This is a genomic window from Streptomyces sp. NPDC005866, from assembly GCF_040629895.1.
In the GTDB taxonomy this organism is placed as follows: domain Bacteria; phylum Actinomycetota; class Actinomycetes; order Streptomycetales; family Streptomycetaceae; genus Streptomyces.
Map to the genome: position 1 here is coordinate 252,348 of NZ_JBEXWP010000009.1, position 14,332 is coordinate 266,679.

A 14,332-nucleotide genomic window follows, 5' to 3' on the forward strand; every position below is an offset into this window, starting at 1 on the left:
CAGTCATCTCGGTCACAGATGGCCATCGCCACCTCTGACGAACCAGTGAACGCCACCTCCCGAGCGGGCCGGTCGGCGGCACACCTAAGGGGCGCCGGGAACCGTGCGACCGGCCCCAAGGCCTGTCGGCAGTGAGCGGCCCGCCCACCTGTGAGTTGAGCGCGCTGCCTGTGGATCGCCGCGCCGTTCCCTGATGAGCCGGCGCCGGCTGTCAGGATGATGCGCCATGACGGCAGGGTGGTGTGCGCGCACGGTACGGGCCGCGGTGTTCGCGGCCGTCTGTGTGCTGCTCGCCGCCCTGGGCCACGTCATGATGTCCAGCGGCCCGGTGCCGGGCTGGGCGCTGGCCGCAGGCCTGCTGGCCACCGGCGCCCTGGGCTGGGCTCTGGCCGGACGTGAGCGCGGGCTGCCGCTGGTCGTGTCCGCCGCGGTCGGCGCCCAGACGGCGCTGCACAGCGGCTTCTCCGCGGCCCAGGCATGGACGTCCCAGCCGAACCCCGTGCCCTCCATGGACATGGCCTCCATGCACAGGGACATGACCGGCATGCACATGGGCCCCACCCACGTGGACGCCGTCGCATACCTGCGCTTCGGCACCGGCGGCGCGGCCTCCACCGGCATGCTCGCCGCCCACCTCCTCGCCGCGCTGCTGTGCGGGCTGTGGCTCGGCCACGGCGAACGCGCCGCCTTCCGCATCCTGCGGGCCGTCGCCGGGCGCCTCACCGCACCGCTGCGGCTGCTGCTCGCCCTCCCCGCCCCACCCGGGCGGCCGCGCCCCCGGCCGCTGCGCCGCCGCCCGGACCGGGCGCCGCGGCTGCTGCTCCTCGTCCACGCGATCACTTCCCGGGGCCCGCCCGTGCGGACGGCTGCCGCCTGACGACAGCTGGTGCTCCGGGGCCCGCGCACACGCGCCCCCGGAGGAACACGGCGGCCGTACGCCCGGGCAAGCACCGCAGGGCCGGCCGTCTCCCCCTCTCACCTTTTTTCTCACAAGGACACCGAGTGATCACTTCCGTGCTGCCCGCACGCACTGCGCCGGACCAGAAACGTGACGAGTCGATCACGGCCTGGGCTCTCGCGGCCCGGTCCGGTGACACGGCCGCCGTGGACGCGTTCGTACGGGCCCTCCACCGCGACGTGCTGCGTTACGTGGCCCATCTGTGCGCCGACCCGCAGGCGGTCGACGACCTCGCACAGGACACGTTCCTGCGCGCGCTGGTCAGCCTGCACCGCTTCGAGGGCCGGTCTTCGGCCCGCTCCTGGCTGCTGTCGATCGCCCGCCGGGCGGTCGTGGACAGTCACCGGTACGCCGCCGCCCGGCCGCGCCTGGCGGACGTCTCCGACTGGCAACTCGCCGTCGAGCGGGCCCAGCCGTGCGGGCTGCCCGGCTTCGACGACGGGGTCGCGCTGCTCGATCTGCTGGCGGCGCTGCCCGACGAGCGGCGGGAGGCGTTCATCCTCACCCAGCTCGCCGGGCTGCCGTACGCGGAGGCCGCCGAGGTCAGCGACTGCCCCGTGGGCACGGTCCGCTCCCGGGTGGCCCGGGCCCGCGAGACGCTCCGGGATCAGCTGTCCTGAGGCTCCGCAAAGGCCTTCAGGATGCGCTCGGCGGCCAGTGTCGCCGTCAACGTGCCGTCCCTGACCTGCCGTTCGAGGTCGGGGGCGGCCGCGCGCACCGCCGGATGGGCGGACAGCCGGCCGAGCAGCTCGTCCCGCACCATCGACCAGGTCCAGCCCACCTGCTGCTCACGGCGTTTGTCCGCGAGCCGCCCGGTGGAGTCGAGCAGCGCCCGGTGCTGCTCCAGCCGCTCCCAGACCAGCTCCAGGCCGGTCGACTCCCGGGCGCTGCAACTCAGCACCGGCGGCGTCCAGAAGGCGTCCTTGCCGTGCATCAGCCGCAGCGCGCCCGCCAACTCCCGTGCCGCGGACCGCGCGTCACGCTCGTGCGGGCCGTCCGCCTTGTTGACGGCGATCACGTCGGCCAGTTCCAGGACGCCCTTCTTGATGCCCTGGAGCTGGTCGCCGGTGCGGGCCAGGCTGAGCAGCAGGAAGGAGTCGACCATGTCGGCGACGGCCGTCTCGGACTGCCCGACGCCGACGGTCTCGACCAGCATCACGTCGTACCCGGCGGCCTCCATGACCACCATCGACTCCCGGGTGGCCTTCGTGACCCCGCCGAGGGTGCCCGCGCTGGGGGAGGGGCGGACGAAGGCGTTCGGGTCGACCGCCAGCCGCTCCATCCTCGTCTTGTCGCCCAGGATCGAGCCGCCCGTGCGGGTGGAGGACGGGTCCACGGCGAGGACGGCCACCCGATGACCCAGCCCCGTCAGCAGCGTCCCGAACGCGTCGATGAACGTCGACTTGCCCACGCCCGGCACCCCGCTGATGCCGATCCGCCGCGCCCGGCCGCTGTGCGGAAGCAGCTCGGTGAGCAACTCCTGTGCCAGCGCCCGGTGTTGTGGACGGGTGGACTCGACGAGGGTGATCGCGCGGGCGATGACCGCGCGCTTCCCGTCGAGCACACCCTTCGCGTAGGCGTCGACCTCGATCACAGGTCGTGCCCGAGTTCCGCCGACAGCCGCCTGACCAGGTCGTAGGCCGCGTCCGGGATCACCGTCCCGGGCGGGAACACGGCCGTGGCGCCCATCTCCAGGAGGGTCGGCACATCCTGCGGCGGGATGACACCGCCGACCACGATCATGATGTCCGCCCGGCCCTCCTCGGCGAGCTTCTCGCGCAGCGCCGGTACGAGGGTGAGGTGACCGGCCGCCAGCGAGGACACGCCGACCACATGGACGTCCGCCTCCACCGCCTGGCGGGCGACCTCCTCCGGGGTCTGGAACAGCGGGCCGACGTCGACGTCGAAGCCGAGGTCGGCGAAGGCGGTGGCGATCACCTTCTGGCCGCGGTCATGGCCGTCCTGGCCCATCTTGGCGACGAGGATGCGCGGCCGCCGCCCCTCGGCCTCGTCGAAGGCGTCGACCAGGGCCCGGGTGCGGTCCACGTTCGGGGACTCACCGGCTTCGTTGCGGTACACACCGGAGATCGTACGGATCTGGCTCGCGTGCCGGCCGTACACCTTCTCCAGGGCGTCGGAGATCTCGCCCACGGTCGCCTTGGCGCGGGCCGCGTTCACGGCCAGCTCGAGCAGGTTGCCTTCGCCGTCCGCGGCCCGGGTCAGCGCGTCGAGCGCGTCCCGGCACTCGACGTCGTCCCGCTCCTCCCGCAGCCGCCGCAGCTTCTCGATCTGCTGGGCGCGCACCGAGGAGTTGTCGACCTTGAGCACCTCGATCTGCTCGTCGCTCTCCACCCGGTACTTGTTGACGCCGATCACCGGCTGCCGCCCGGAGTCGATCCGGGCCTGCGTCCGCGCCGCCGCCTCCTCCACGCGCAGCTTCGGGATACCGGCGTCGATCGCCTGCGCCATACCTCCGGCCTGCTCGACCTCCTGGATGTGCGCCCAGGCCTTACGGGCGAGGTCGTACGTCAGCCGCTCCACATAGGCGCTGCCGCCCCACGGGTCGATCACCCGAGTCGTCCCCGACTCCTGCTGGATCAGCAGCTGGGTGTTGCGGGCGATGCGCGCCGAGAAGTCGGTGGGCAGCGCGAGGGCCTCGTCGAGGGCGTTGGTGTGCAGCGACTGGGTGTGGCCCTGGGTCGCGGCCATCGCCTCCACACATGTCCGCGTGACGTTGTTGAAGACGTCCTGCGCGGTCAGCGACCAGCCCGAGGTCTGCGAATGGGTACGCAGGGACAGGGACTTGGTGTTCTTCGGCTCGAACTGGCCGACCAGCCTGGCCCACAGCAGCCGGGCCGCCCGCATCTTGGCGATCTCCATGAAGAAGTTCATGCCGATGGCCCAGAAGAAGGAGAGCCGGGGCGCGAACGCGTCCACGTCCAGGCCGGCTTCGCGTCCCGCCCGGATGTACTCGACGCCGTCCGCGAGCGTGTACGCCAGCTCCAGGTCGGCCGTGGCGCCCGCCTCCTGGATGTGGTAGCCGGAGATGGAGATCGAGTTGTAGCGGGGCATCCGCTGCGAGGTGAAGGCGAAGATGTCGGAGATGATCCGCATCGACGGCTTCGGCGGATAGATGTAGGTGTTGCGGACCATGAACTCCTTGAGGATGTCGTTCTGGATGGTCCCGGCCAGCTTCTCGGGCGGTACGCCCTGCTCCTCCGCCGCCACGATGTACAGCGCGAGCACCGGCAGCACGGCGCCGTTCATCGTCATCGACACGGTCATCCTGTCCAGCGGGATCCCGTCGAACAGCTGGCGCATGTCGTAGATAGAGTCGATGGCCACGCCCGCCATGCCGACGTCACCGGTCACCCGCGGATGGTCGCTGTCGTAACCGCGGTGGGTGGGCAGGTCGAAGGCGACCGACAGACCCTTCTGGCCGGCCGCGAGGTTGCGCCGGTAGAAGGCGTTGGACTCCTCGGCGGTGGAGAAGCCCGCGTACTGGCGGATGGTCCAGGGCTGGTTGACGTACATCGTCGGGTAGGGGCCGCGCAGATACGGCGCGATGCCCGGGTACGTCCCGAGGAAGTCCAGGCCCTCCAGGTCATGGCCGGTGTAGAGCGGCTTGACCCCGATGCCCTCCGGGGTCTCCCACACCGGGACCTCGCCGCCGGTGGCGTGCTTGACGGCCGAACGCCACTCCGTGTCACCGCCCTCGGTGACGGGGGTCCCCAGTTCGATGCCGGAGAAGTCGGGGATTCCCATCAGGACACTCCCATGCGGTCGAGGGTCTCGGACAGCACGGCCACGGCGTCGCAGCCCGCGAAGACATACGCGTCGACGCCGACGTACTCGCCCCGGCCCGCGAGGAACACCTGCCGGGCACCGGCCGCCTTCAGCGACCGGGCCGTCGGCTCGGCCTGTTCGGCGTAGAGCGCGTCGCTGGAGCAGAGCACCGCCTCGGTGGCGCCGCTCTCCTCGAAGCTGCCCTCGGTGACGGTTTCGATGCCGCCGGCCTGGAAGAGGTTGGCGGCGAAGCCGGCGCGGGCCGTGTACGCGGCGGCCGGGCCGATCGTCGCCAGGTAGATCCGGGGGCGGGCGCCGGTCGCCGCCAGATGCGCGTCCGAGCGGGCGCGCAGCTCCTCGTACGCCTCGTCCCGGCGGACCCGGGGGAGCCCGCCGGACAGCGGCTCGGGCGCGGGCTCGCGCTCCAGCGGCTTCTCGGCCAGGAGCGGGAACTCGCTGACCCCGGTGATGGGTTCGCGCCGCTTGGCGAGCCTCTTGGAGCGCTCCGCCCAGGTCGTCGCGAGGTCCGTGCGCAGCCGGCCCGAGCGCAGCACGGCCGCCTGGCCGCCGTCCCGCTCGATGGACCGGAAGAACTCCCAGCCCGCGTGGGCGAGTTCGTCGGTGAGCCGCTCCACGTACCAGGAGCCGCCCGCCGGGTCGATCACCCGGGCCAGATGCGACTCCTCGACCAGGATCGTCGACGTGTTGCGGGCGATCCGGCGGGCGAAAGCGTCCGGCAGGCCCAGCGCATGGTCGAACGGCAGCACGGTGACCGCGTCGGCGCCGCCCACCCCGGCCGCGAGCGTGGCGACCGTGGTGCGCAGCATGTTCACCCATGGGTCGCGGCGGCTCATCATCACCGGCGATGTCACCGCGTGCTGCACCTGGGCGCCCGCGTCGGCCGCCCCGCTGACCTCGGCGACCCGCGCCCACAGCCGGCGCGCCGCGCGCAGCTTGGCGATCGTCAGGAACTGGTCGGCGGTCGCCGCGTACCGGAACTCAAGCTGCCCGAGGGCCTGTTCGACGCCCATCCCGGCCTCGGTCAGCTCCCGCAGGTAGGCCACCCCGGTGGCCAGCGAGGCGCCCAGCTCCTGCGCGGCCGAGCCGCCCGCCTCGTGGCAGGGCAGCGCGTCCACGGTCAGCGCGCGCAGCCCCGGGAACTCCTCGGCGCAGCGCCGCGCCAGCTCGGCGGCGGGAGCGAAGGCCAGGGACTCGCCCGTACGCGCCTCGAACCCCAGCGGGTCGGCGCCCAGGTTGCCGCGTACGGCCTTGGGATCGACGCCCTTCTCCTCGTGGAGCCGGAACAGCTCGGCCGCCGCCTCCGCCGTCTCGCGGCCGGCGTCCAGGACGACCGGGGCCAGGTCGAGGTAGACGCCGTCGAGGGCGCCGGCGAGACCGGACACCGGGATGCCGCCCCGGCCCACGAGCAGCCAGAGCGAGGTGACGCCGTTCTCCAGATCGGTCAGGACCGCGCCGTCGGGAGCCGCCGCGTGCCGCTGCCTTATGTCCCAGCCGCCCGCGGTGCCGCCCTCAGGGCGGCCGCCGCGCACGAACGGAGCGAAGCCGGGCAGGCCGGGGTCGGGCGCCGTGTCGCGCGCGGTGTAGAGGGGACGGGTGCGCAGCCCGTCCTCCAGTGTCGTGGACAGGGCGTCCTCAGCGGCCTCGCCCGAGACTTCCCTGCCCGACTTGCGCAGCACGCCCTCGACGAGGCGTTGCCACTGCTCATGTGTCGCGTCAGGGAACTCGGCGGCCAGTGAGAGCCCGTCGTCAGGCAGGACCGTCATGCTCGGATGCTAGGGCAGACCACCAAATGCGCACGGGTGACGGGGCTGTGACCTTGCCCTCTCTGTGGTTGTGACCTGAGCCTCCCGCGGGTGAAGCGACCGGATTCGTGCGGTCAGTGCGGGTCGTCCCCGAGCTTAGGAACCAGCGCGCCCAGCGCGTCGAGCTGCTCTGCTCCGATGACGTGGGCGAACGCCTCGCTGACCGTCTCCGCGAGGGCGGCGGAGGCGTCCTTGAGAAGGTCGCGGGCCTTGTCGGTGAGGGCGACCTCGATGCCCCGTTTGTCGCCGCAGACGGACTCGCGGGTGACCAGGCCGGCGTGCTGGAGGCAGGCGATCTGGTAGGTGAGGCGGGTCTTGGGGCGGCCGAGGAGCTCGGCGATCCGGGTCATGCGCAGGCCCTCGCGCGGCTGCTCGGCCAGCAGACACAGGATCAGGAACTCGTCGTGCGAGACGTCCAGCCTCTCCTTCACGACCGACCGCAGCCGCTGCTCCACCGCCCCCGTCGCGGCCAGCAGCAGCATCCAGGCACGCAGTTCGCCGGGGAGCAGTCCGCCGCCCGCGAGGGACGGGCATCCGGGCAGCTCGGAGGGGTGTTCCTGGGATGCCGTCATGGCAACGAGTCTACCCATTGTCCAAATTTGAATATTCGGTTAGCGTGAGGGTCATCCAAATTTGGACCAATACTCGTTGGGAGCACGGCCATGACCGTCACCGTGGAAACCGGCCTCTGGCAGCTCGACCCGGCCGCCTCCGCCGTCGCCGTCCGGCACAAGACGATGTGGGGCCTGGTCACCGTCAAGGGCACCTTCACGGGCGTCAGCGGCCGGGGCGAGGTCGCCGCCGACGGCACCGCCACCGGCACACTGGCGATCGACGCGGCCTCCCTGGACACCAAGAACAAGAAGCGGGACGACCATCTGCGCTCGGCCGACTTCTTCGACGCCGACCACCACCCGGAGATCACCTTCGCGGTGCGCGGTGCCGAGCGGCCCACGGGCGACGTGGTGCATGTCGACGGTCAGCTGACCGTCCGGGGCATCAGCAGACCGCAGCAGATCACCGCGCAGCTGGTCTCGGCCGACGCCGACGGGCTGACGCTGCAGGTCGAGTTCACGGTGGTGCGCGAGGACTTCGGGGTCACCTTCAACCAGATGCGCATGATGGGCGGCCCGACCACGGTGGCCGCCACCCTCCGCTTCACGCGCGCGGCGGCCTGACCGCTCATCCCGCTCAGTTTCGCGCGACGGTCTGCCCGGCCGTCCTGCGCAGCTTGACGTCTAGGCTGGACAACGTCTGCGGATTCCCGGTGAAGGCGCGCAGCCGGATCCGGGTGCTCGGCTTGGTGGGAATCCCGAACCGGCCGTTAGGCGGCTGGAGTTCGACGCTCGCCGTGCCGTGCCCGGGAATCGTCGCCGGACCCCGCACCAGCAGCCAGTACTTGCTCATGCCCTGGCCGGTGGTGAGCGTGTAGTGCGGGGTGAGCGGGACGCTCCCCGTGTTGACCACCTTCAGCGTCATCCCCCGGACCACAGCCGCCGACTGCTTGGACCGCCGCAGGGCGGTGATCTCCATTCGCAGCGGCGGACTGCCGGACGCCGCGAGGGCCGCGCTCGCCAGTGCCGGGGCGAGCAGCAGGACGATCGCCGCGACCAGGGCGGGCCGGCGGCGGGGCCCGGTCAGGAAGGCCGGGCGCGGCTGCCAGGCGCGCTCGAACTCCGACAGGGGCGCGGTCACGGCCGCCGCCAGCCACAGCGGGGTCATCATCAGGTAGTACCCGTCCTGGGAGCGGGTGGCTAGGAAGAAGACGAGCCAGGGCAGCACCGTCGCGGCCGGGCCGAGGCGCCGTACGAACAGCACGAACAGGGCGAGCAGGGCCGCCGCGAGCAGCATGCTCGCGTGCGAGTACCAGTCGATGCGGTCACTGCCGTTCGTGAAGTACAGCGTGATGTCCACCAGGCCCTGGCCGTGTACCACGGCGCCCTGGGTCAGCGGCAGCGCGATCCCGCCCAGCCAGCGGCCGGGCTCGGACACGATGAGGTACGCGTTGAGCAGCAGCCAGACCGTGACGGCGATGCCGGCGAACCGCAGGATCACCAGACCGGCGGCCCGTCCGCCCAGCTCCCCGCGCCGCACCGCGTAGATCCCGGCCAGCAGGAACGGCGTGACGAACCACGGCAGCTGCTGCGCCGCGCACGCGGCCCCCAGGCACGCGGCCCGGGCGATCCCGGCCGCGCGCAGCCGTCCGCCCGCACCGATCCGCGGCCACCGCACCACCACCGGGATCAGCAGGGCCAGCCCGATGATCGCCGGGTAGCCGACCCGGCCGTACGTCGGCAGGAAACCGAAGCCCAGACACGCCAGCGTCGCCGCCGACCGCCACGGCACCGGCAGCATCCGCCACAGGGTGATCGTGCCGGCGATCAGTGCGCCCGTGCACACCGCCGTCGCCGGCGCGCCGGAGTGGCCCAGCCACAGCAGCGGAACGGTCATCAGCGGTGCCAGCGGGGGATAGCCGTACGTGTAGTCGTAGCCGCCGCTTATCGTCGGCGTGAGCGCGATGCCCGTGCCGTGGAACAGCCAGGGCCAGGGGTGTCCGTAGACGGCATGGCCGGCGACGAGTTCCTTGGCGGCCTGGGTGGTGAGGACGGCCTCGTCGCCGCCGCTGTGGTTCAGCGCCCAGGCACACAGGGCGAGGGTCACCGCAGTGACCAGGACCAGCAGGTCGAGGCGGGCCAGCGACCGGGTCCTGCGGACCGTCAGCGTCAGTACGCCCGTCACCAGGATCGAGACGTAGCAGACCGAGATCAGGGCCGCTATGACCAGGTGGTGCGTCGCCGCCTGCGTCCAGATCGACCGGGTGCCGATGAACAGGCCGATGTCTGCGAGAAGGGTCAGGACGCGATGCCAGGGTGCGGGGACTCCGGGATCTGCCGGGGCGGCGGACACCGCCGACTGTGTCCGCCGGTCGGGTGTCACCTGCTCTGTTTCTGCCAAGTGCACGCACCGCACGGTAATCCCGGGCGGTGAGCGGGGCGCCGCAGGAGGAGAAGAGTCGGGTGTGAGGGTGGTAAGAGGCCCCCAATGCGCGGCAATCGCCTGAATAGTGACAAGATCGCTTCTTCTGCGCGTGAGTACCCACACACGCTCGCGCTTCGTGTCGCTGCTGGGCCGAACGGGTGACTTGGCGTAAGAATTGGCTGGTGCAGGCATCAAGTGCGAGTCAGGTCAGGGGGAGCCGGTGAGCCGTTACGACGTCACCGATGAACAGTGGGAGGGGCTCGCCCAGGTCGTGCCACTGCGGGGCCGTGACGCCTGGCCGTCGGCCGTGGGCCACCGGTCGCTGCCGGACGCGGAGACCGAGACGCGCCGCCGTTTCGTCGTGCTGCGGGTGAATGTCTTCGCCGACGCGCGCGAGGTCGCCGAGACGCTGATGGCCGGGATACCGGTCCTGCTCGACCTGACCGGCGCGGAGGCGGAGGTCGCCAAGCGCGTCCTCGACTTCAGTACGGGCGTCGTCTTCGGCCTGGCCAGCGGGATGCACCGAGTGGACCGCAACGTCTTCCTCCTCACCCCGCCCGGCACGGAGGTCAGCGGACTGATGGAGGGGGCGGAAGCCTCGGGCGGCTGAGAAACCTCGCCGCCCGGGGAGGCGCGTGCGGTCGGCTCCGCCTTTTCGGCGGAGGGGGCGGCGTCTTTGGGCTTGGGGGCGTGCGCGTCGCCCATGGGGGGTGGGGGAGGCGTTGCGTTCGGCTCCTCCTTTTCGGCGGAGGGGCGGGCCGCGTCTTGCCCTGGCGGTCGGCGCTTCGCCGCCCACGGGGTGGCTGCGCCCGTCCCCCGATCGTAGGAAGGTCCGGACGGCGGAACGGTTTGCCGGTCGGACGAAGCCCTACGGTCCGTATATGGCCGTGCCCTCCGCCTTGCCCGCGTCCCTGCCCTCTCCGTCCGCCCGCTCCACCCCCGGCGACACACCGGTTCCCTCGGCGCCGCCCGGAGCCGTAACGCCGCCGGCGGCATCGACCGCCCCGACGGCATCCGCCGGCCCTCCGCCCGAACGGCCGCGCCGGTCACGCTCCGGTACATCCGCCGAACCGCGCGAGACCGTACCCCTTGCCCGGCCGGGCCGCCGCGCAGCACCACCGGGCGCGGGAGCCGACGGCCCGCCCGCCGCGACATCGACGGCGTGTACGACTGGGTCGAGTGGATCCGATGGCCCGTCTGCCCCTTCGCTGACCGCGCACTCGGCTGCCGGCTCCGCCGGTCCGCCCGCCGCCGCGTCGGCTCCGCGTACCGGCGGTCCGTCTGGCTCAGCGTCGGTTGGGCGCTCGGCGGCACGTGCCAGCAGTTCCTCTGGCCGCGCGGCGGCAGCTGATTCCGCCGGTCCGTCCGCCGCCGCCCCTGCCGACCGCCCGGTCGGTGCCCCCTCGGCCCTTCCCGCCCCCGCCGCCCCCGTAGCCACCCCCCGGCGCGACCCCCGCCCCCGGGTCACCGAGCTTCGTCTCTCCGCCTTTGCCCGGCATCGCGGTGCGAGCTTTCCGCTTGGGCAGGTCACTCTCTTCGCCGGGCCCAGTGGCAGCGGGAAGTCCGCCGTGCTCGCGGCCTATGAGGCGCTGGCGCGGCTGGGGGGCGGGGCCTCGCTCGCGGAGGTGTTTCCCGATCCCGTCGCGCTGGTGCCGGAGCGGGCGCGGCCCGACGCGCAGCGGCGGCGGGGGTTCCGGATCGGCTGCACCGCCGACGGTGCCGAAGGGCCCGTGCGGCTCGACGTCGCCGTGCAGGCCGAGCCCGAACTCCGCATCGTCGGCGAGCGGTTGACCGCCCGCGGGCTCGTGCTGCTGGAGACCGCCCTGCGCGACCCCGGGCGCCGGGCCGTACAGGCCGCCTGGCACACGGCGGGCAGTTCCCCGGTGACCCGGGCCCCGCTGCCCGACGACCGGCTCGGTACCGCCCTGCTGCCGCTGCGCGTCGCAGGCAAGACCGACGGGCAGCGTCAAGTCCTCGCCGCCGCCGAGCAGATGGTCGTCGCCCTGCGGTCCGTGTTCGCCTGCGATCCGCGGCCCGACGGCATGCGCACCCCCGTCCTCACCGGCTCCGGGCGGCTGCTGCGCGGCTGCGACAACCTCGCCGACGTCCTGTGGCGCACCCGCTCCGAATGCGGCCGCCGGCACGGACTGCTCGTCGACGCGGTACGCACCGGCTGTGCCGGCCCCCTGGCCGACCTGCTCGCCGAACCGCTCGGCGACGGCACGGTACGGGCGCTGCTCGACCGCGGCGACGGCCACCGCTCGGAGCTGGAGCGGCTCGGCGACGGCGAGCTGCGCTATCTCGCCCTCGCCCTGGTCCTCTTCACCGGCCCCGGCGTCCTGGAGGTCGACACACCCGGCGAGGTTCCCGACGCCATGCGCAGCCTCACCGTCCTCGCCGACGGCTTCGACCGCTGTCTCGACCCCCGCCAGCGCACCGAACTCCTGCGCACCGCCGTCCTGATGGGCGAGCGCGGCCACATCCGCTTCGTCGGCGCGGTGAGCGACGCGACCTGGGCCGTCGGAGCGGGGGCGATCACAGTGGTACATCTGGACGCGTGACCGACGAGCCCCTCGACGTGGCGAAGCTCCAGCGCCGGCTGGCCGAGTTCGCCGCCGCCCGTGACTGGCAGCAGTACCACACGCCCAAGAACCTGGTCGCAGCCCTCAGCGTGGAGGCCTCCGAACTGGTCGAGATCTTCCAGTGGTTGACCCCGGAGGAGTCCTCCCGCGTCATGGACGACCCCGACACCGCCCACAAGGTCACGGACGAGGTCGCCGACGTCCTGTCCTATCTGCTCCAGCTCTGCGGGGTCCTGGACATCGACCCGCTGGCCGCGCTGGACGCGAAGATCGAACGCAACGAGAAACGTTTCCCGCCCGCCTGACGGAAGGTCACGGAGAGAGCGGGGTACTCCGGTATAACGCTCGGTAGCCAAAGCCCCGCCCGAATCCGAATTGTTGTCCACAGATTTCCCTCTTCCCCTGGCTCCACGTCTCGCGCACCCTCACTCTGGGTAGTGAACTAGTGAGTGCTGCAAGACAGTTCGGACCGACGGGGACGGGGCGACGGATGGACGCGATGCGGCTCATCGTGGCGAGCAGACGGGCGCTGGCGAGCGGCGCGGGCGCACCGGATCTGATGACCGAGGTGTGGCAGGCCCAGGCCCTGGCGCAGGCGATCGGCAGTCGGCTGGCTGTCTCCGGCCCGCCCGAACTGCGCGGCGAGGCCCTCGGCCTGACCGAGCTGGCGGGCCGGGGCTGCGGGGTGCTGGGCACCCCTGACCTGGACCCCGGCACCCTGCGCGCCGCCCAGCTCACCGAACTGGACGACGCCCGCCGGACCCTGCTGAGCCTCGGCGGCCTCCTCGGCGAGGTCGGCATCACGCTGGTCGGCATGGCCAGCTCGGCGGCCGACGAGGCGACGTACTGGCAGTGCATGGAGGCCATCGACGCGGCGGACGAGTCCCGGGACCGGGTGCTGGAGATGCTGCGCAAGCTGGCGGCACGGGAGGAAGTCCACGACGGCTGACCACCGATACCGTCGGCGCCAGAGGGACAAATCGTTCGCCGCGGCGCCCGTGGTCATCGCGCCGCGGCGTCGGACAGGGCCACGTCGTCGGTGGACGGCGCGCTCATGCGCACCCCCGGGTCGCGATGTCCGCCGATCACCGAAGGGGCCGGTCACTGGCCTGCGCCGCCCCGCGCCCCGCCGTTACGATATTCACTCCGGCGGGGACGCGCCGCGACGACCGGTGCCGGTGCCGGTGCGCTTGACGGGGCCAGGGCGATGCAGGATGGACGCATGGACCTTCGCATCTTCACCGAGCCCCAGCAGGGCGCGAGCTACGACACCCTCCTCGCCGTCGCCAAGGCGACCGAGGACCTCGGCTTCGACGCCTTCTTCCGTTCCGACCACTATCTGAAGATGGGCGACGTGGACGGCCTGCCCGGCCCCACCGACGCCTGGATCACGCTGGCCGGTCTCGCCCGCGAGACCAAGCGGATCCGTCTCGGCACCCTCATGACCGCGGCGACCTTCCGGCTGCCCGGCGTGCTCGCCATCCAGGTCGCCCAGGTCGACCAGATGTCCGGCGGCCGCGTCGAACTCGGCATCGGCGCGGGCTGGTACGAGGAGGAGCACAAGGCGTACGGCATCCCCTTCCCGAAGGAGAAGTTCGGCCGCCTGGAGGAGCAGCTGGCGATCATCACCGGGCTGTGGGAGACCAAGATCGGCGAGACCTTCGACTTCCACGGAACCTTCTACGACCTGACCGACTCGCCCGCGCTGCCCAAGCCCGCTCAGGCGCGGGTCCCGGTGCTGATCGGCGGCCACGGCGCCACCCGCACGCCGAAGCTGGCCGCCCGGTACGCGGACGAGTTCAACATGCCGTTCGCCTCGGTCGATGACAGCGAGGCGCAGTTCGGCCGGGTGCGCGCCGCCGCCGAGGCCGCCGGCCGCAAGGCCGACGACCTGACGTACTCCAACGCCCTCGTGGTCTGCGTCGGCAAGGACGACCAGGAGGTCGCCCGCCGCGCCGCCGCGATCGGCCGTGAGGTCGACGAGCTGAAGACGAACGGCCTGGCCGGCACCCCGGCCGAGGTCGTCGACAAGATCGGCCGCTACGCCGAGATCGGCTCGCAGCGTTTCTACCTCCAGGTCCTCGACCTCTCCGACCTGGACCACCTGGAGCTGATCTCCGCCCAGGTCCAGTCGCAGCTGTCGTAACCCTCCCAGCCCCGCCCCCTGGCCCCGCGAGGCCGCGGGGCGGGTAAAACCAGTGGTC

Annotated in this window: 12 protein-coding genes and 1 pseudogene; 8 read left to right on the plus strand and 5 right to left on the minus strand. The window is 72.3% G+C overall.

The window, feature by feature from the left end; genetic code table 11:
- Positions 1 to 226: 226 nt before the first annotated feature.
- Entirely contained in the window at positions 227 to 877 is a 651-nt protein-coding gene (locus ABZ396_RS16380) for a hypothetical protein (RefSeq protein WP_358926242.1), read from the plus strand.
- Between the two features lie 125 nt (positions 878 to 1,002).
- Complete coding sequence (locus tag ABZ396_RS16385; RefSeq protein WP_358926244.1) at positions 1,003 to 1,578, plus strand: sigma-70 family RNA polymerase sigma factor; 576 nt, start codon at positions 1,003 to 1,005, stop codon at positions 1,576 to 1,578.
- On the opposite strand, the gene meaB is transcribed toward ABZ396_RS16385, so the two are convergent.
- From meaB to ABZ396_RS16405, 4 genes are all read right to left on the minus strand, one after another.
- Positions 1,566 to 2,552, minus strand: coding sequence for a methylmalonyl Co-A mutase-associated GTPase MeaB (gene meaB / locus ABZ396_RS16390; protein WP_358926245.1), 987 nt, complete (start codon positions 2,550 to 2,552; stop codon positions 1,566 to 1,568). The two genes, ABZ396_RS16385 and meaB, sit on opposite strands and share 13 nt — an antisense overlap.
- Positions 2,549 to 4,723 carry a methylmalonyl-CoA mutase gene (scpA, locus tag ABZ396_RS16395; protein ID WP_358926247.1) on the minus strand — a complete coding sequence of 725 codons (2,175 nt, stop codon included), beginning with the start codon at positions 4,721 to 4,723 and terminating at the stop codon, positions 2,549 to 2,551. Before scpA ends, meaB begins: the two co-directional genes overlap by 4 nt.
- Positions 4,723 to 6,528, minus strand: a complete 1,806-nt coding sequence (locus ABZ396_RS16400) for a methylmalonyl-CoA mutase subunit beta (protein WP_358926248.1) — start codon at positions 6,526 to 6,528, stop codon at positions 4,723 to 4,725. Before ABZ396_RS16400 ends, scpA begins: the two co-directional genes overlap by 1 nt.
- Before the next feature lie 113 nt (positions 6,529 to 6,641).
- Positions 6,642 to 7,139 (minus strand): MarR family transcriptional regulator, encoded by a 498-nt coding sequence (locus tag ABZ396_RS16405; protein ID WP_358926250.1) that lies wholly within the window; start codon positions 7,137 to 7,139, stop codon positions 6,642 to 6,644.
- 90 nt (positions 7,140 to 7,229) lie between these two features.
- On the opposite strand from ABZ396_RS16405, the gene ABZ396_RS16410 reads away from it, so the two are divergent.
- Entirely contained in the window at positions 7,230 to 7,745 is a 516-nt protein-coding gene (locus ABZ396_RS16410) for a YceI family protein (RefSeq protein ID WP_358926252.1), read from the plus strand.
- A 13-nt stretch (positions 7,746 to 7,758) separates the two neighbouring features.
- On the opposite strand, the gene ABZ396_RS16415 is transcribed toward ABZ396_RS16410, so the two are convergent.
- Positions 7,759 to 9,474, minus strand: a complete 1,716-nt coding sequence (locus tag ABZ396_RS16415) for a hypothetical protein (protein ID WP_358926280.1) — start codon at positions 9,472 to 9,474, stop codon at positions 7,759 to 7,761.
- A 292-nt stretch (positions 9,475 to 9,766) separates the two neighbouring features.
- On the opposite strand from ABZ396_RS16415, the gene ABZ396_RS16420 reads away from it, so the two are divergent.
- The 5 genes and pseudogenes from ABZ396_RS16420 to ABZ396_RS16440 all read left to right on the plus strand — a co-directional run bounded on the left by ABZ396_RS16420 (position 9,767) and on the right by ABZ396_RS16440 (position 14,274).
- Entirely contained in the window at positions 9,767 to 10,156 is a 390-nt protein-coding gene (locus tag ABZ396_RS16420) for a cell division protein SepF (protein ID WP_358926254.1), read from the plus strand.
- Positions 10,157 to 11,000: 844 nt separating this feature from the next.
- Positions 11,001 to 12,107 (plus strand): annotated as a pseudogene (locus ABZ396_RS16425) (ATP-binding protein); the annotation flags it as partial.
- Complete coding sequence (locus tag ABZ396_RS16430; protein WP_358926256.1) at positions 12,104 to 12,433, plus strand: nucleotide pyrophosphohydrolase; 330 nt, start codon at positions 12,104 to 12,106, stop codon at positions 12,431 to 12,433. The pseudogene ABZ396_RS16425 and the gene ABZ396_RS16430, both read left to right, overlap by 4 nt.
- A 185-nt stretch (positions 12,434 to 12,618) precedes the next feature.
- On the plus strand, positions 12,619 to 13,077 hold the full coding sequence (locus ABZ396_RS16435) for a DUF6099 family protein (RefSeq protein ID WP_358926258.1): 459 nt from the start codon (positions 12,619 to 12,621) through the stop codon (positions 13,075 to 13,077).
- A gap of 273 nt (positions 13,078 to 13,350) precedes the next feature.
- A complete protein-coding gene (locus tag ABZ396_RS16440) occupies positions 13,351 to 14,274 on the plus strand; it encodes an LLM class F420-dependent oxidoreductase (protein WP_358926260.1) in 924 nt (307 codons plus the stop codon).
- Positions 14,275 to 14,332 lie beyond the last annotated feature (58 nt).